9 protein-coding genes are annotated in these 17,135 nt (G+C 75.0%); 2 read left to right on the top strand and 7 right to left on the bottom strand.

Annotation, left to right across the window (positions count from 1 at the left end):
• Positions 1–6 precede the first annotated feature (6 nt).
• The 7 genes from IG74_RS0139460 to IG74_RS0139430 all read right to left on the bottom strand — a co-directional run bounded on the left by IG74_RS0139460 (position 7) and on the right by IG74_RS0139430 (position 13,449).
• A complete protein-coding gene (locus IG74_RS0139460; protein WP_030687435.1) occupies positions 7–2,844 on the bottom strand; it encodes a stealth conserved region 3 domain-containing protein in 2,838 nt (945 codons plus the stop codon).
• The gene (locus IG74_RS0139455; RefSeq protein WP_051856344.1) at positions 2,841–3,635 is read right to left on the bottom strand and encodes a hypothetical protein; all 795 of its coding nucleotides are present in this window, start codon (positions 3,633–3,635) and stop codon (positions 2,841–2,843) included. The genes IG74_RS0139460 and IG74_RS0139455 overlap by 4 nt, the downstream gene beginning before the upstream one ends.
• 63 nt (positions 3,636–3,698) lie before the next feature.
• Complete coding sequence (locus IG74_RS0139450) at positions 3,699–5,990, bottom strand: bifunctional glycosyltransferase/CDP-glycerol:glycerophosphate glycerophosphotransferase (protein ID WP_051856342.1); 2,292 nt, start codon at positions 5,988–5,990, stop codon at positions 3,699–3,701.
• A gap of 210 nt (positions 5,991–6,200) precedes the next feature.
• Positions 6,201–7,100, bottom strand: a complete 900-nt coding sequence (locus tag IG74_RS0139445; protein WP_030687428.1) for a carbohydrate ABC transporter permease — start codon at positions 7,098–7,100, stop codon at positions 6,201–6,203.
• Positions 7,097–8,479 carry a carbohydrate ABC transporter permease gene (locus IG74_RS0139440; protein ID WP_030687426.1) on the bottom strand — a complete coding sequence of 461 codons (1,383 nt, stop codon included), beginning with the start codon at positions 8,477–8,479 and terminating at the stop codon, positions 7,097–7,099. The genes IG74_RS0139445 and IG74_RS0139440 overlap by 4 nt, the downstream gene beginning before the upstream one ends.
• A 7-nt stretch (positions 8,480–8,486) precedes the next feature.
• The gene (locus IG74_RS0139435; RefSeq protein WP_030687423.1) at positions 8,487–9,866 is read right to left on the bottom strand and encodes an ABC transporter substrate-binding protein; all 1,380 of its coding nucleotides are present in this window, start codon (positions 9,864–9,866) and stop codon (positions 8,487–8,489) included.
• 238 nt (positions 9,867–10,104) lie between these two features.
• Complete coding sequence (locus IG74_RS0139430; RefSeq protein WP_030687421.1) at positions 10,105–13,449, bottom strand: FHA domain-containing protein; 3,345 nt, start codon at positions 13,447–13,449, stop codon at positions 10,105–10,107.
• Between the two features lie 631 nt (positions 13,450–14,080).
• Here IG74_RS0139430 and IG74_RS0139425 point away from each other — a divergent pair.
• Both IG74_RS0139425 and IG74_RS0139420 read left to right on the top strand, forming a co-directional pair.
• Positions 14,081–15,703: a serine/threonine-protein kinase gene (locus tag IG74_RS0139425; protein WP_030687419.1), complete on the top strand. Its 1,623-nt coding sequence runs from the start codon at positions 14,081–14,083 to the stop codon at positions 15,701–15,703.
• A gap of 155 nt (positions 15,704–15,858) precedes the next feature.
• Entirely contained in the window at positions 15,859–17,091 is a 1,233-nt protein-coding gene (locus tag IG74_RS0139420; protein WP_030687417.1) for a serine/threonine-protein kinase, read from the top strand.
• Positions 17,092–17,135 lie beyond the last annotated feature (44 nt).

The raw sequence follows: 17,135 nt of genomic DNA, 5'->3' as shown, positions 1-17,135 counted from the left end.
GCCCTCTCAGGCACCGGCCCGTTCGTACGGCGAGCGGATCGGGAAGTAGGCCGTGAGGAACGCCCGCAGGGCGAGGGCCGTCTCCTCGTCCGACACGTCGCCGCCGGGCGTCTCGCCGACGCAGAACGCGGTCTTGTTGCGGGACTGGAGCAGCTGGCCGAGCCGGGCGTGGTCGGCGCGCGCGGCGATGTCCACGAAGTCGTACGCGAGCGAGCCGGGCACGGCCCGGCCCGTCAGATACGCGTAGTGCTGGTACAGCGACGAGACGACGGAGTGGTCGCCGTTGCCCCGGAAGGGGTTGCGGGCGGTCGCCGCGAGCTCGTCGCCGTACCGCTCGGCCAGCTCCGCGAGGACGTCGCGCCGCAGCGCGTACGGCACGTGCAGCAGGCAGTGCGTCGCGGTGCGGCCGAAGTCGCGCCGCAGCAGCGCCCTGTTGTTCTTCGCGGCGGCCAGATAGCCCTCGTCGGCGGCGGACACCGGCAGGTCGGGCACGGACACCGACGACCAGAAGAACCGGGCGATCCCCGAGGGCAGGAAGAACGTGTCCGGGGTCGTGGGGCGGCCGAGGAACATGTCGTCGTTGAAGTACAGGAAGTGCTCCGACAGGCCGTCGATCCGGTGCAGCTGGGTCTCGATGGCGTGCGAGTTGAACGTCGGCAGACAGCCGCCGGGGTCCGCGAACAGGTCGCGGTGGTCGACCACCGTGAGCCCCGGGTGGTCCCCGTCCAGCCAGGCCGGGACCTGGCCCGCCGTCACCAGGTACACGTGCCGCACCCACGGCGCGTACATCGCGAGGGAGCGCAGGGAGTACCGGAGTTCGTCGCGGTTGCGGAAGCGGACCGCGCCGGTGTCGGCCGACGCGCCGTCCCCGGGCCCGCCCAGGGCGGCGGCGCGGGCCGCGCGCCAGGCCGGGTCGGAGTCGTCGACCCAGGTGTAGACGGCGTCGACGGGGAAGTCGACGTCCTTCATGAGCAGCTGGGTGAACACCTCCGCGCTCGGGTACTCCCGCTCGCCGACCCGCAGCCGCGCGGTGGGCGTCAGGGACGGCAGCTCCGCCCCGGCGAGCGTGCTCCCGAACGGGGCCCGCCACGCACGGCCGCTCCCCTCCGGCTCGCCGGTCCGCGTCCAGAACGCCACCGTGCACGCCTGCTGCACGCCGTGGCGCAGCGAGAGCGTCGTCGTGGTGACCGGCTTGAAGACCTTGAGGCCCGCCATCTCACCGACGCTGTCGAGGCGTTCGGCGAGCACCACGCCCGGCGCGGCGTCGCGCGGCGCCACAAGCTCGGCGTACACGGCCCGGCCGTGCAGCGCCTCGGCGAGCGCCTTCAGGGCGGCGTCCCGGTGGTCGTCGGCGACGGCGAGGGTGTGCCCGGACGAGCCGCCGTTCGTCCGCACCAGTACGTACGGCACGTCCCGCGCGTCCAGGGCGGCCGCGGTCAGCTCCAGGTTCCAGGCGGTCATGTGGGCGGTGCGGACGTCGTCGCGCTGCTCGGCGAGCCGCCCCACCGAGCGGATCAGACCGTCGTGGGCCGCCAGGATCTCCTCCTCGCGGGCCCGCTCGTCGGGGGCCGCGGGCGCGTCGAGCGTGTGCGGCGCGGTCGGCCGGAAGCCCGGCCCGCCGGAGGCGACGCCCAGCGCCACCCGGTCCGCGCGCTCCGCGAGCCGCTCCGGCCGGTCGCGGTCCGCGACGAGCCGGGCGTACAGCTCCTCCCACAGCGCGGTCACGCGCTCGGACGAGAAGCGCGCGTACACGCCCTCGCGGGCGGCCCGCGCGTACGCGAGCCGGGTGACGTCGTCGGACATCAACTCGGCCATGGCGGTGGCCAGCTGCTCGATCTCGCCCGGCGGCACGAGAAGGCCGTCCACGCGGTGCCGCACGATCTCGGCGGGCCCCGTCAGGACGTCGTACGCGACGACCGGCACGCCCGCCGCGAGGGCTTCGAGGAGGACCAGCGGGAACGCCTCGTTGTGGCCCGCCGTCATCAGCGTCAGGCCCGCCTTGGCCCACTCGGCGGCCATGTCTTGGCACGGGCCGAGCAGTTCGACCCGGTCCTGGAGGCCGAAGGCGTCCACCAGGCGGCGCAGGCTCGGCTCCCGGTGGCCGCCGCCGAAGATCCGCAAGCTCCAGTCCGGGTGCGCGTCGGCGAGCCGCGCGAACGCGCGGACCGCGTGGTCGACCCGCTTCTCGCCGGTGAGCCGCGCGGCCATCACGATGACCTTGCTGCCGCCGTCGGCGCGCGGCCGGAAGCCGTCGGGGACCGCGTTGGGGATCACCGCGAGCTCCGGCGCCGTCGCGCCCAACGACTCCGCGATCCACTCCCGGGTCCGCTCCGTCAGCGTCACCAGGGCGTCCAGGCGCGGCGCGAAGAGCAGCAGCGGCTCACCGGAGGGGCCGCGCCGCTGGGTCGGCCGGTGCTCCTGGTGCACGGTCACCACGCGCGCGGGCACGAGCCGCACGGCGGCGGCGAGCAGCGCGGGCGTCGTCGTGACCAGGACGTCCGTGTCAAGCCCTGTGAGCGCGGCCGTCAGCTCCACGTCCGCGAGCCGGTCGAACGCCGACTCCCAGGCGGGCGCGATCAGTTCGCTGGGCAGCGCGGCGAGCGCCCGGCACGCGGCCTCGTCGAGCCGTGAGCCGCGCACCGGCCGCTCGGGCGTCACCGTGCGGTCCACCAGATAGCGCACGGCGAGACCCCGGGCCTCGGGGAAGAACGGCTCGGTCCTGGTGCGGAAGACCGACAGGACCTCCACGTCGTGCCGCTCGGCGAGGTGCAGCGCCTGGGTGTACGTGGCGAGTTCGGTGCCGCCCATCTCGTCTCCCCAGCCGAGGAGGTACGTGATCTTCATGAGGTCTCCTTCTGCTCCAGGTCCCGCCCCAGGTCCAGACAGGTCACGGCGAACGCGCCGGACGCGGTGACGTGCGGATGCGCGCGCACCAGACCGCCGCCCTCAAGGGCGACGAGCCGGAACGGCGTGGGGAAGGCCGCGGGCAGATCCCGTACGTCGGTCAGCCAGCGCCCCAGCGGCAGTTCGCCGACGCGGAAGTCCCACACCCACTGGCCGGGCCCCGCCCCGGCCATCGCCGCCAGCGGCAGCGCGAAGCGGAACCGGTCGCCGTCCCACTCGGGCCGCACCGGCACGGCCAGGCCGTCCCGCCGCCGCACGGCGGCCGCCCGCCCCGGCGCGCGGGCCGCGACCAGCCGGCCGTGCACCGTGATGCCGTCCCCGCGCGGCTCGAACCGCACCAGCTCCGCGCGCGGCCGCGCCCCCGTGACCTGCACCGCGGCCCGTCCGCCGCGACAGCGCACCAGGCGCAGGAGCGTGCCGGTGCGCGGATGCGGGGCGTACGGGAGCGTCGGGGTCGGCGGCCCCGGCGCCTCGTTGACGGCGAGCCCCGCACGCCGTACGCGGCCGTCGGCCCCGGTCGTCTCGACCGTGAGCCGCCAGACGCCCTCGCCCAGGACGGGCCCGGCGCCCGCCGCGCCCTCGGCGGCGTCGCGCAGGCTGACGGTCGCGGTGAGCAGCGGCGCGGCGGCCGCGTGCCGCTCCACGGCCTGTCTGCCCGCGACGGCCCGCTCGGCCCGGAACCGGACCCGCCGCGCCCGCCGTACCAGCCCCCCGGTGAGAAAGGTCTGCATCGCCCCACTTTGCCCGCTCCGGGCCCCGGCCCACGGGCGGCACGCGGAAGGCCGCCGCCCGGCTCAGATCCTGGAGTTGGGGGGAGTGCGCTGGGACAGGAGCGCGGCCGTCCGCGCGCCCCCGGAGTCCTCGGCCCCGGACGCGCGGGCGCCCTCAGGACCCGCCGCCGGCGTGGGGCGCCGCTCCGCCAGCGGCACGACCGCGGGCAACGGGACCTTCTCCCCGAGCACCACCCGGCGCACGACGCGCTCCGCCGCGCCCCCGTCGTCGTAGGGGCAGAACCGCTCCCGGAAGGCCCGCCGCAGCTGGGCCGAGCGCGAGCCCCGCCAGTGCCCCGACGCGAAGATGTCGGCCAGCTCGTCCTCGCCGCGCGCCACCGCGCCCGGCGGGAAGGCGCGCACGTCGAAGTAGGTGCCGCGGGCCGCCTCGTACGCCTCCCAGTCGTCGGCGTGCAGGACGATCGGCCGGTCCAGGTTCGCGTAGTCGAACATCAGCGACGAGTAGTCCGTGACGAGCGCGTCCGCCGCCAGGCACAGCCGCCCCGCGTCCGGTGCGCCGGACACGTCGACGCACCGGCCGGTGAGGTCGTCGGGCAGCGGCTCCGCGGCGGCGTGCGGGGCGTGCACCAGGACCGTGAAGCGGGGGCCGAGGCGGCGCAGGAGCCGCTCCAGGTCGACACCGAGCCGCTGGGTGCGCCGGTAGTCGCGGTACTCCGGCGCGTACAGGATCGCCGTCGTGCCGGGGCGCACGCCGAGGCTCTCGCGGATCCGCGCCACCTCGGCGGCGGTGGTGCGCTGGTAGCGGTCGTTGCGCGGACAGCCGTACTCAAGAGTCGTGTACGTCGCCGGGTACGCCCGCTCGCCCGCGAGGGTCGCGTGGCGGTTGGGGGACAGGACGTAGTCCCAGGTGTCGGCGTCGCGCAGCCGCGCGGCGACGTCCGTGCCGCGGGCGGCCGCCGGGCGCTCCAGGAGGTCGGCGCCCTCGTGCCGCAGCGGCGTGCCCCGGTGGGTCTGCACGACGAGCTGCCCGGGGCGCTTGACCAGGCCGCGGTCGAACCCGGCGTCGCTCACCAGGTACGCGGCGCGCGCCAGGGCCGTCCAGGCCGCGGCGGTGCCGGGCGTGAGCCGGTGGGTCGCGGCCGGGACGGTGTGGTGGTGCGCGGGCGCGGCGAGCCACGCGGTGCGCACGTGCGGCGCGTGCTCGCGGAACGCGGCCTCGAGGGCGCCCGGGTCGCCGCTGTGCCCCCGCCCGTCGCCCGCCGTGAACACCGCCAGGTCCGCGCGCACCGGACGCCGCAGCTGGATCCGGTAGTGCAGCCGCAGCAGGGACCCCCGGGCGCGGCCCAGCACCCCGGTGGCGTACCGCGCGGCCCTCGTGCCGAACCGGTGCACGGACCGGAGGACCTGGTACGCGCGGTGCGAGCCGAGCCGCACCAGGACGTGCCGCAGCCGGGCGCCCGCGCGCGGCCGGGAGCCCGGGACGCGGAAGCGGCGGTAGTGGGCGCGCGCCCGGCGCAGGAACTCGGCGCGGCTGTCGTGCGGAAGCCGCTCCGGCCGGGAGTAGATGGCCAGCAGGTGGTCGACCATGCGCCGGAAGACCAGGGCCCGCCACGCCTCCGGCAGGTTGGGGCGCGCGTCGAGGAAGGCGAACACCCGCTCGTACTGGTCGAAGACGTCGAAGTGCGCGCGGCTCGCCGTGCCGAGGATCCCGCCGCGCCGCCGCTGCCGGTAGCGCACGCACACCCGGTCGAGCGTCGCGATGGACTTCGCCGACATCATCAGCGGGTACGTCCACGGCGCGTCCTCGTAGGTGCCGGACGGGAACGTCAGGCCCACCCGCTCGACGAACTCGCGGCGGTGCGCCTTGTTCCAGGCGACCATGAGCAGCCGCAGCAGGCCGCTCCTGTCGGCGAGTTCGAAGGGGGCGGGGCCGTCCTCGTGGAGCAGGTGCGCGAGCTGGTTGCGCACCCGCTCGCCCGTCCAGTACGTCCGCTCGTAGTCGTAGACCAGGACGTCCGGCTCGCCGGTCTCCTTCAGCCGGTCGGCGATGGCCTGGAGGGAGCCGGGCGCCATGCTGTCGTCGGCGTCGAGGAAGATCAGGTAGTCGCCGGTGGCGTGCTCCATGCCCGCGTTCCGCGCGCGGCCGAGGCCCACGTTCTCGTCCAGGTGGACGGCCCTGACGCGGGCGTCCCGGCCCGCGAACTCGTCGATGATCGCGGCGCAGCCGTCCGGCGAGCGGTCCTCGACCGCGATCAGCTCCCAGTCCGCGAAGCTCTGTTCCAGTACGGACGACAGGCACTCGTGCAGATACGCCTGCACCTGGTACGCGGGGACGATGACACTGAACCGGGGCACGGCACATCCATGGGTCGGCGCGGGCACTCTGCCCGGGAACGCCCGGTGAGGTGATCTGGTTACGCGGAGGTGTCCCCATCGGGGGACACCCGTCAAGCGGACGGAAAGGGGACGATCCGGTGCCGGACCGCCCCCCGTCACCCAAGTGGCGCTACCGACAAGGCAGTTGATCTTCCCGGGGGCCCCGGGCGCGCGGGCGCGTGCGCGTGCTCACTTGACGGCGCCCGCCATCACGCCGGACACGAACTGCCGTTGGAACGCGAAGAACACGGCCAGCGGGATCACCATCGAGATGAACGCGCCGGGCGCGAGGATCTGCACGTTGTCCCCGAAGAACCGCACCTGCTGCTGGAGCGCCACCGTGATCGGCGGGCTGCCCGCGTCCGCGAAGATCAGTGCGATCAGCATGTCGTTCCACACCCACAGGAACTGGAAGATGCCGAGCGAGGCGATCGCGGGCGCGCCAAGGGGCATCACCACGCGGACGAAGAGTCGCAGCTCACCGGCGCCGTCCAGACGGGCGGCCTCCAGCAGCTCGCGGGGGATCTCCGCGAAGAAGTTCCGCAGGAGGAAGATCGCGAACGGCAGTCCGAAGGCGGTGTGGAAGAGCACCACGCCCGTCGTCGTCTCGAAGATCCCGATCTTGCCGAAGAGGTCAGACACCGGGACGAGCGCCACCTGCACCGGCACCACGAGCAGCCCCACCACGCCGAGGAACCACCAGTCGCGGCCCGGGAACTCCATCCACGCGAACGCGTACCCGGCGAGCGAGCCGATCACCACGACGAGCAGCGTCGCCGGGACGGTGATGGACACGCTCGTCAGGATCGAGTCGGTGATCGTCTCGTCCTTCAGGAGGCTGGAGTAGTTGTCGAAGGTCAGCTGCGAGGGCGCGCCGAAGACCTTCCACCAGCCGGTCTCGCTCATGTCCTCCTTGGTGCGCAGCGAGCCGAGCAGCAGGCCGAGCGTGGGCACCAGCCAGAACAGGCCGACGAGGACGAGGAAGACCCGTACGGCCGTGCCGCTGAGCAGGGCGGCGATCCGCCCGCCGAGCGACTGCCCGGCCTTCACCGCACCCGTTCCCGCGGCGGCCCGAGTGTGCGTGCTCATCGCTTCGCCTCCCGTCGCAGCCGCCGCATGTTGAACCACATCACCGGGATCACGAGGAGGAAGAGCAGCACCGCGATCGCGCTCGCCACACCGTCGTTCTGGTCCCCGAAGGCCGAGTTGTAGAGCTGCACGGCGAGGACGTTCGCCTCGTCCTTGGAGGAGCCCGGCGGAATCACGAAGACCAGGTCGAAGATCTTCATCACGTTGATCATCAGCGTGACCAGGACCACCGCGAGGACGGGCGCGAGCAGCGGCACCGTCACGCGGCGGAACACCTGCCACTCGTTGGCGCCGTCCACGCGCGCCGCCTCCAGGAGTTCGCGCGGCACGCTCGCCAGGCCCGCGGCGATGAGCACCATCGCGAACCCGGCCCACATCCACACGTAGCTGCCGATGACGGCGGGCGTGATGAGCGAGGGGCCGAGCCAGTTCACGCCGTCGTACGGCTGCCGGAAGTTCGCCGCGGGGTAGCGGAGCAGCGCCCCGTCGGCCTCCTTCGGCAGGGCGAAGGTGCCGTCGTCCGCCGCCGTCGTGGAGGCCACGACCTCGCCGTCCTTGACCGCTTCGATCTTGATGCCCGGGTAGCCGAGCTCGACGGCGTCCGGGACGTTGACCCCGCCGCGGCCCTTGCCGCGGGTGAAGTCCTGCCAGGCCGTGCCGGTGACCTTGCCGGGCTCGGCCGCGGCGGGCTTCGCCGGCTTCGCGTCGTCGGGCATCTTGCCGGGCGGTACGCCGGTCAGCGGCAGGACCACCGGCTGCCCGGCGCGCACGGGCTCGCGGGTGACGAAGGCGCCGCCGCCCGCCTCCTTCATCGGGGACCTCGCGGCGAGGTGCCCGCTCGGGAAGTGCGACGACTCGGCGAACGTGTCGTGCACGCCCACCCACACGGCGTTGGCGACCCCGCGGTCGGGGTTCGCCTCGTACACCAGCCGGAAGATGATCCCCGCCGCCAGCATCGAGATCGCCATCGGCATGAAGATCACGATCTTGAACGCCGTGCTCCAGCGCACCCGTTCGGTGAGCACGGCGAAGATCAGGCCGAGCGCCGTCGCCACGGCGGGCGCGAACACCACCCAGATCGCCGTGTTCTTGACCGCGGTACGGATCCCGTCGTCCTCGAACATCGTCTCGTAGTTGTCGACGCCCGCGAAGTCGCCGCCCGTGTCGAAGAAGCTGCGCAGGACCGAGAACCCGATCGGATACAGCACGAGCGCGCCGAGCAGCACCAGGGCGGGCAGCAGGAAGAGGACCGCCACCGACTTGCGCGTGCGGGTGACGCTCCTGCGGGGACCGGAGCCGCGGGGGCCGGTCGTGGACGTGCGCGCCGTCGGCCTGGCCGGGGGCACCGCTGCGGTGCCCCCGGCGTCCGGAGTCGTCATCGCCCCGTCAGCTCTTCGGGTACGCCTTGGCCGCCGCGTCCTCCAGCGTGCGCTGGGTGCCCGCGACGTTCTTCGGGTTCTTCAGGAAGTCCTGGAGCGCCTTCCACTCGCCCTTGCCGGGCGTGCCGCCGAAGGCGGGGGGCGCCTGGTCGGACATGTCGAAGCGGATGTCGTCGCCGGCCGCGATGAGCGCCTTGGCGATGCCGCGCTGCACGTCGTTCGGGTACGCGGCCAGGTCCAGGTTCTTGTTCGGCGACACGAAGCCGCCCGCCTCCGCCCAGATCTTCGCCGCGTCCGGCGAGGCCAGGAACGTGAGCAGGGCCTGCGCGCCCTCGCCGTCCTTCAGGGCGACCGCGGCGTCACCGCCGACGACCGCGGGGGACGCCTTCCCGACCGCCGGGAACGGGAACACCTTCGCGTCCGTGCCGACCTTCGCCTTCGTCTCGGAGATCGAAAGGGACACCATGTCGCCCTCGAAGACCATGCCCGCCTTCGGCTGGTCGCCGCCGACGAACGTCTGCTTCACCGACGCGGGAAACTCCGTCTGGAGTGCGCCGTCCGCGCCCCCGGCGACGAACCCCTTCTTCCCGAAGAGCCCGCCGAGCGTCGTCAGGGCCTCCTTGACCGACGGATCCGTCCACTTGATCTTGTGCTGGGCGAGCTGGTCGTACTTCTCGGGGCCCGCCTGCGAGAGGTAGACGTTCTCGAACCAGTCGGTGAGCGTCCAGGCCTCCGCGCCGCCCACGGACACGGGCGCGACCCCCGAGTCGTAGACCGTCTGGGCGGTCTTCATGAACTCGTCCCAGGTCTTGGGCTCTTCGACGCCCGCGTTCTCGAAGACCTTGGTGTTGTACCAGACCAACGACTTGTTGGCCGCCTTGAAGTACACGCCGTACTGCTTGCCGCCGACGGACCCGAGGTCCTTCCAGCCCCGCGCGTAGTTCTCGTCCAGCTCCTTCTGCGCCGCCGCGCCGAGAGGCTTGGCCCACTTCTTCTCCACGGCCTGCTTCACCGCGCCGACCTGCGGCAGCATCGCCACGTCCGGGGGTTCGCCACCCGCCACCTTCGACGCGAGGAAGCTGATGATCGGCTCCTGCGCGGGCACGAACGACACGTCGGCGCCCGTCCGCTCCTCGAACTCGTCGAGGACCCTGAGGAACACCTTGCGCTCCGCGCCGCCCCACACCGCCGCGACCGACAGCTTCTGCCCGTCAAGCTTGGGCAGTTGAACGGTGGCTGCGGTCTCCTTCTTGCCGCCGCCCTTGCCGTTCCCGTCGTCGTCCTTGTCGTCGTCACCGCCGCACGCGGTGAGGCCCAGTGCGAGGGCGCCCACCGCCGTGGCGGCCACCATCCTGCCGGTCGTCCGTGTACGAAGAGTGCTGCGCATCACTGCCCCGTTCTCTTCCCCTGACAGTCCCGTTCCGGTCTGTCTACGCCCGGGGACGTGGGGCGGCAAGACGGCCTACGCTGTCAAGTCGCCTATCGTGATGCCGTTGTGACGGTCAGTTCCATGGCTCCTGTCCCTGCTGTGGGCAATCGTCCCGCGGGCCGGGTGGGCACAGCACGCAGGCGCCGCTCAGCTGTGGGGCCTGGGCTGCCCCAGATGCGGCGGGCGCAGCCCGGCGTCACAGCAGGGACGGCACCTGGTCGGCGGCGACCTCCCGCGCCGCACGATCCAGCGCACTGGCAAGGAGCGCCAAGTCCGTCGGCCCGTTGCCCAGTTCGCGGACGGGGCGGCGCGTGGGGGGATCCCCCATGCGGTCCCACTCCAGGGGGACCACGGTGGGCCGCAGCGTCGCCGTACGGGGGATGCGCCCCGTGACCCGGCCCGCCTGGAACGCGGTTACCCGGCCATCGGCCCCGGCCAGCACCCCCCGCCCGGGCGCGGCGTCGTCCACCTCACCCCCAGGCGCGTCCAGCGTGACCTGGAGCCCGGCCCGCCGCCCCACCTCGGTCTCGGCCACGCGCTCGGCGCCCCGCACGGCGGCCACCAGATGCACCCCGAGCCGCTCCCCGTCCCGCGCCACCGCGTCGAGCGCCCGTACGACGGACCCGGCGGCGGGCCGCCCGGGCGAACCAAGCGCGGGCGCGAGCAGGGAGTCGTAGTCGTCGACGACCACGACGAGCCGCGCGAGCGGCGGGCCCGGCTCGGGCCGCGCCCCGGCTCCGGGCGGCCGCAGCCGCAGCGTCGCGCTGCTCGGCACCTCGATGTCCCCGGCACCGACGGCCCCGACGGACCCGGCAGCTCCGACGGCTCCGCCGGGCTCGGCGTCGGGAGCCCCCCGAGGCGCCACGATCCGCCCGGCCACGGCCCGCCCCGTGTGCCACTCGGCGAAGCCCTGGCGTCCGAGCAGCTCGGCCCGCCGCTTCAGCTCCGCGGTGAGGGACTGGGCGAACTCCCGCATCCGCACGGGGTCGTTGGCGGCGAGGTGCGTACCGACGTGGGGGAGGTCCGTGCAGGCCCGCAGCCCTTCGCCGGGCCGCTCGCCCGCACCGGTGCCGCCCGCCGCGCCACCGTCCCGCCCATCGACCCCGCCGTCGACGAGGACGACGCCGAGCCGGTCGGGCCGCTCGGCGGCGGCCAGGGACGCGGCGACCGACCGCAGCAGCTCCGTGCGCCCGCTGCCGGGCGGCCCGGCCACCAGCAGGTGCGGCCCGTCCGCGGCGAGGTCCACCACGACGGGCCCGCGCGCGCCCGCGCCGAGCACTGCCCAGGCCCGCCCGCCGAGGGCGCTCGCGTCGTCCCCGGCGGCCGCCCACCGCGCCATCAGCGAGGCGGGCGTGGCCCGGGCGAGCCCCAACTCGTCCAGGAGCCGCGCGGCTTGCGGCAGCGGCGTCGCCACGCGCGCGTGCCCGCCGCCCGTGCCGTCGGGCCGCAGCGGGGCGAGCGCTCGCGCGAAGCGCTGCGCCCAGGCCGCGGAGACGGCGTCCACCACGGCGACCGTGCCGTGCCCCGCGGGCTGTCCGTCGGCCGCGCGCAGCACCCGCAGGGCCGTCGCCACGTCACCGCTGAGCAGCGCGACCGCACCGCAGGCGCGGAAGGCGGGCGACACCGAGCACGCCGCCTCGTACGTCTCCGTCACCGGCGACGAGGGCGAGGCCGCGGCGGTCTCGGCCAGGCACACGACGTGGATCCCGGCCTTGCCGCCGTCCCGCGCGAGCCGCACGGCGGCCTCCCGCAGCGCGGCGGAGCCGGGGTCGCCGTCGACGACCACGACCGTGCGCGGCCCGGACACCGCCTTCGTCCGCTCCTCCACCGGGGTCTCGCCGGGGCCCGCCGCGGCCGGCTCCGGCTCGTCCAGGCGGCGCAGCAGCTCGGCGGTGCGCGCCGCCGCCTGCTCGCGGTCGTACGCGAGCAGCAGCCGACAGTCCTGGCCGTGTGCGGGCCGCAGGTGCGGCAGCCAGCCGAGCCAGGCCCACTCCTCGGCCCGCGCGCCCGGCGTCCGCGCGCGGTCCGTGCTGATCAGCACGATCTCCAGGTCCGTGGGGGAGTGCAGCGCGGCCAGCTGCGCGAGCACAGACCGGGCGAGACCCGCGAGCCGCTCGCGCGGCCCGGCGAGCCCGAGCGCACCCGTCTCCCCGAGGCTCACCGTCACCGGCACGGCGGGCAGCAGCGCGCTCTGTCCGGGCGCCGCCCGGTCGACCGTGCCGAGGCGCACCGCGAGCGCCTCGGGGTGTCCGGGCCCGCGCTCCCACAGCCGCGTCCCGGGGCCGAGCGCCGTCAGGAGCAGCGCCGCCGCGTCGGGCCACGCCTCGGGCACCGGCTCCGGGAGCGGCGCGCCGTCGTCCCACTCCTCATGCGCTCCCGGGCCCTGCGGGCCGTCGTACACCTCGTCGTACGCCCCGTGCTCGCGTGCCGTCTCGTCGCCGCGCCCGCCGGTCAGCCGCCGGGCCCAGGCGGAGAGGCCGCCGCGCTTGCGCAGGCCGCGCGGCAGGGGCGTCCCGCGCGCGGGGGTGCCGGTCCGGCTCCGCTCGGCGTCGGGCGCACCGCCCTGCCGGGGCACCACGGGAGACTCCGCGACCCCGCCCGCCCCGTCCCCGCTGCCTCCGGAGGCACTCCATTCGGCGGTCCCGAAGGCGTGCTGCGTCACACCGTCTCCGGAGGCGGCCGGGCGGGCGGGGGAACCGGGAAAGCCGTGGGAAGGGGGCGCGGCCTGCGCACCCGGTGCGGTCGGGAAGCCGGACACCCCCGGCGCCCCGGAGCCCTCCGCGGCGCCTGCCGCGGCTCTGGCGCCCCACGCGGCCCCTGCGCCCCCCACGGCCCCCGTACCGGCCACGGTCGCGCCGTCCGCTCCGCCGGCCGCTCCTTCTGCTTCTCCGGCGACCCGCACGCGCACGTGACCCTCGCCGTCCGCCGCGGTGTCGAGGACGCCGCCCATGCCGCTGCCGGTGGTCAGGCGGAGCACGGACTCGCCGATGCGCAGGAGCGAGCCGGAGGCGAGCCGCACCGGCCGGTCGGTGAGGGCGCGGCCGTCCACCGCCGTGCCGTTCGTCGAGCCGAGGTCCGTGACCGTGACGCGGCCGTCCGGGTCGAGCGTGACCGCGCAGTGCAGCCGGGACACGTCCGGGTCGTCCAGGGGCACGTCGGCCTGCGCGGAGCGGCCGACGCGGATCTGGCCGCCGTGCAAGAGGTGCACGCCGCCCGCGTCCGGACCGGCGACGACGTGCAGCTGGGCGGCGGCGTCCGCGAGCTCGGGGCCCGGCTCCGCGGGGGTGCCCACGCACAGCACCGCACCGTCGACCAGCGGGGGCTCGCCGAGCGTGCAGCGCTGGAGGTCGAGGCGCTCCGACTCCGCGTAGAGGACGGCGGGGCCTTCGCCCGCGGCGACGGCGGCGGCGAGGCCTGAGGCGACGGCGGCGAGCGCGGTCCCGGCGGGCGCGGTGACGAGCACGTCGCAGGTCGCCGCGGGGCGTCCCCCCGGCTCGGTCTGGCCGCCACGCGGCCCGAGGACGGTCAGCCGGATCTGCATGCCGTCAGCGGTCCCTTCTGCGCTGGGCGCCCGGCACGGGGACTCGCGCTGTGATTCCCCCCACCGCACACGGGCACGTCGGCCAGTACGAAAGCATCCTCGCACCTGCCACTGACAACACGCCCGCCCCCCACCCGTAAGTGATCTTGATTGGTCGCCTCTGTACGGAAACGTGCCCGGAAAAGTGCGGGAAGCGGGCCAGAAGGAAAATCGTCACCCCACGAGGAAGGAACGAGGAAGGAACAAGGACGGAACCTCCCGCACGGCCCCCTGCCGAGCCCCTACCGGAACCCCTTCCGGAGCCCCTTTCGGACCCCGGTCCGGGGGCGTCGGCAACCAACGGCCCTGGTAGCGCGTCTTCCCTGCGAACAAAGGTCCGCACGGTCGGCGACCACTGGCAAGATCGTCGTCCGGTGCCCCGTCCGGCGGCACTACAGTGGGTCGGAACGCCCATCGCGGCGGGGCCGACCGGGATCCCCGGGTCACCGGGAGCCCAGGACCACAGAGCCAGACCGGATCGGGCGGATCATCCAGATCGGCCGGATCCGGCCAGCACCACCAGATCCAGTCAGATCCAGTTCAGGCCAGCAGAACAGTCGGAACAGTCAGATTCCAGCAGGGAGCGCATGACGTGCGGCCGGTAGGCAGCAAGTACCTGCTCGAGGAGCCGCTCGGGCGCGGCGCCACGGGCACCGTCTGGCGAGCCCGCCAGCGGGAGACCGCGGGTGCCGAGGCGGCCGTCCCCGGCCAGCCCGGCGAGACCGTCGCGATCAAGGTCCTCAAGGAGGAGCTCGCGAACGACGCGGACGTCGTGATGCGCTTCCTCAGGGAGCGCTCCGTCCTGCTCCGCCTGACGCACCCGAACATCGTCCGCACCCGCGACCTCGTCGTCGAAGGCGATCTGCTCGCCCTCGTCATGGACCTGGTCGAGGGCCCGGACCTGCACAAGTACCTGCGCGAGAACGGCCCGTTCACCCCGGCCGCCGCCGCCCTGCTCACCGCGCAGATCGCCGACGCGCTGGCCGCGAGCCACGCCGACGGCGTGGTCCACCGCGATCTGAAGCCCGCGAACGTCCTGGTCAAGCAGGACGCCGACGGCATGCACCCGATGCTCACGGACTTCGGCATCGCCCGCCTCGCCGACTCCCCGGGCCTCACCCGCACCCAGGAGTTCGTCGGCACGCCCGCGTACGTCGCGCCGGAGTCCGCCGAGGGCCGCCCGCAGACCAGCGCGGTCGACATCTACGGGGCCGGCATCCTGCTGTACGAGCTGGTCACCGGCCGCCCGCCGTTCGCAGGCGGCTCCGCCCTCGAAGTCCTGCACCAGCACCTGAGCGCCGAGCCGCGCCGCCCCTCCACCGTCCCCGACCCCTTGTGGACGGTCATCGAGCGCTGCCTGAGCAAGGACCCGGACCGCCGCCCCAGCGCCGAGAACCTGGCGCGCGCCCTGCGCACCGTCGCCGACGGCATCGGCGTGCACGCCTCCGCCGCGCAGATCGCCGCGGCCGAGGGCGTCGCCGCGCTGCTCGCGCCCGACCCGGCGCCCGCGCCCGTGCCGGGCACCCCCGGCGCGGCCGACCCCACGCAGGTCCTGCCGCACACCTCGGGCGCCCCCGGCGCCTACGACCCGGCCGCGGCCACGAGCGTCATGCCGCACACCGGCGGCCCCCAGGGCGCCGACCCCACGGCCGTCATGCCCCCCGTGGGCCCCGGCCAGGGCCCGGACGACCCGCACCCCTGGCAGAGCCAGATGCGCGCTGCCCGCGACCGCAACGACCAGACGCAGGTGCAGCACCTGGACCCCAGCCAGGACCCGCTGCGCCGCCGCCCGCAGCGCCAGGTCGCCCGCCCCCAGCAGCGACCGCCGCAGCCGCAGCCGTACGCCCCCCAGCACCAGCCGCAGCCGTACCCGCCCCAGCAGCAGTACGCGCCGCAGCACCAGCCCCAGCCCTACGCGCCGCAGCATCAGCCGCAGCCGTACGCGCCCGCGCCCGCTCCGGCTCCCCAGCAGCCGCAGGCGCCCCAGCCCGAGCCCCGGCAGCGCCGCCAGCGCAGCGCGAACCCGACGAAGATCCCGGGCCTCGGCTGCCTCAAGGGCTGCCTGGTCGTCCTCGTCATCCTGTTCGTCGCGAGCTGGCTGGTCTGGGAGCTGAGCCCGCTCCAGGACTGGATCGGCACCACGAAGGGGTACTGGGACCAGCTCCAGGACGTCTGGAACAAGCTCTCGGAGTGGAGCTCGAAGATCAACGGATGAGGGCGGGCCCGGACCCCGGTCCGGGCCCCGGTGCGGCAACCCCTGCACGACCCAGGGGATTTGTCGACATCTGAGGGGTGATTTCCGCTCCCGGAGTGAAGGTTGGCGTCACGGACGCGTACTTTTGACGCCAACACACATCCGTAGGAGCAGTCTTGGCACGCAAGATCGGCAGCCGGTACACCGCCCATCAGATCCTGGGCCGTGGCAGCGCCGGCACGGTGTGGCTCGGCGAAGGGCCCGAGGGGCCCGTCGCCATCAAGCTGTTGCGCGAGGACCTGGCCTCCGACCAGGAGCTGGTCGGCCGCTTCGTCCAGGAGCGCACGGCGCTGCTGAGCCTCGACCACGCGCGCGTGGTGGGCGTCCACGACCTCGTGGTCGACGGCAACGACCTCGCGCTCGTCATGGACCTCGTCCGCGGCACCGACCTGCGCACCCGCCTGGAGCGCGAGCGCCGCCTCGCCCCCGAGGCCGCCGTCGCCATCGTCGCGGACGTCGCCGACGCCCTGGCCGCCGCGCACGCCGCCGGAATCGTGCACCGCGACGTCAAGCCCGAGAACGTACTCCTGGACATGCAGGGCCCCCTCGGCCCCGGCGGCGCCCACCCGGCCCTCCTGACGGACTTCGGCGTCGCCAAACTCATCGACACCCCGCGCCGGACCCGCGCCACGAAGATCATCGGTACGCCGGACTATCTGGCGCCCGAGATCATCGAGGGCCTGCCCCCGCGCGCGGCCGTCGACATCTACGCCCTCGCGACCGTCCTCTACGAGCTCCTCGCGGGCTTCACGCCCTTCGGCGGCGGCCACCCCGGCGCGGTCCTGCGCCGCCACGTCACCGAGACCGTCGTCCCCCTGCCCGGCATCCCCGAAGAGCTCTGGCAGCTCATGGTCCAGTGCCTGGCCAAGGCGCCCGCGTCCCGGCTGCGCGCCTCCGAGCTGGCGGCCCGCCTCCGCGAGCAGCTCCCGCTGCTCGCGGGCATCCCGCCCCTGGACGTCGACGAGCCGGACGCGGAGCCGCAGGGCGCGGACGCCCGCGAGGAGCCCCCGCAGGAGCCCCGGCCGCGCGCCCCGCGGCGCGGCGCCGTCCCCCTGGTCCCCGGCGCCACCTCCGCCGACGCCAACCGCGACACCCACACCTCCATGCGCGTCCCCGGCCCCGAGGAGCTGGCGGGCGGCGCCCTGGGCACCGCCCGGGCCCCCCGCGCGGCCGGCACCGCACGGCCCGGCTCGGCCCGGCACCGCACCACGACACGGCGCCGCCGGATCGCCCTCGGGGCGGCGGGGGCGGCGCTCGCCGCCGCGATAGGCGCAGGCGCCTGGTACGCCACCACGGACGACCCCCCGCCCCCCACCACCCCCCAAACCACGGCCCCTCCGGCCCCGTAGCCCCACCGGGCCAGGCATCGCCCCCGGGGCGCGGGGCGGGGCCC

Origin of the sequence: Streptomyces sp. NRRL B-1347, assembly GCF_000720325.1 — a bacterium.
Classification (GTDB): Bacteria; Actinomycetota; Actinomycetes; order Streptomycetales; family Streptomycetaceae; genus Streptomyces.
Note: the sequence above shows the minus strand (reverse complement) of the source record. Positions and strands in the feature narration are given on the sequence as shown.

Excerpts from the sequence above, each read along its gene's own strand:
- IG74_RS0139430 (WP_030687421.1), bottom strand. The coding sequence starts at position 13,449 with ATGCAGATCCGGCTGACCGTCCTCGGGCCGCGTGGCGGCCAGACCGAG.
- IG74_RS0139440 (WP_030687426.1), bottom strand. The coding sequence starts at position 8,479 with ATGACGACTCCGGACGCCGGGGGCACCGCAGCGGTGCCCCCGGCCAGG.
- IG74_RS0139455 (WP_051856344.1), bottom strand. The coding sequence starts at position 3,635 with ATGCAGACCTTTCTCACCGGGGGGCTGGTACGGCGGGCGCGGCGGGTC.
- IG74_RS0139435 (WP_030687423.1), bottom strand. The coding sequence starts at position 9,866 with ATGCGCAGCACTCTTCGTACACGGACGACCGGCAGGATGGTGGCCGCC.
- IG74_RS0139460 (WP_030687435.1), bottom strand. The coding sequence starts at position 2,844 with ATGAAGATCACGTACCTCCTCGGCTGGGGAGACGAGATGGGCGGCACC.
- IG74_RS0139445 (WP_030687428.1), bottom strand. The coding sequence starts at position 7,100 with ATGAGCACGCACACTCGGGCCGCCGCGGGAACGGGTGCGGTGAAGGCC.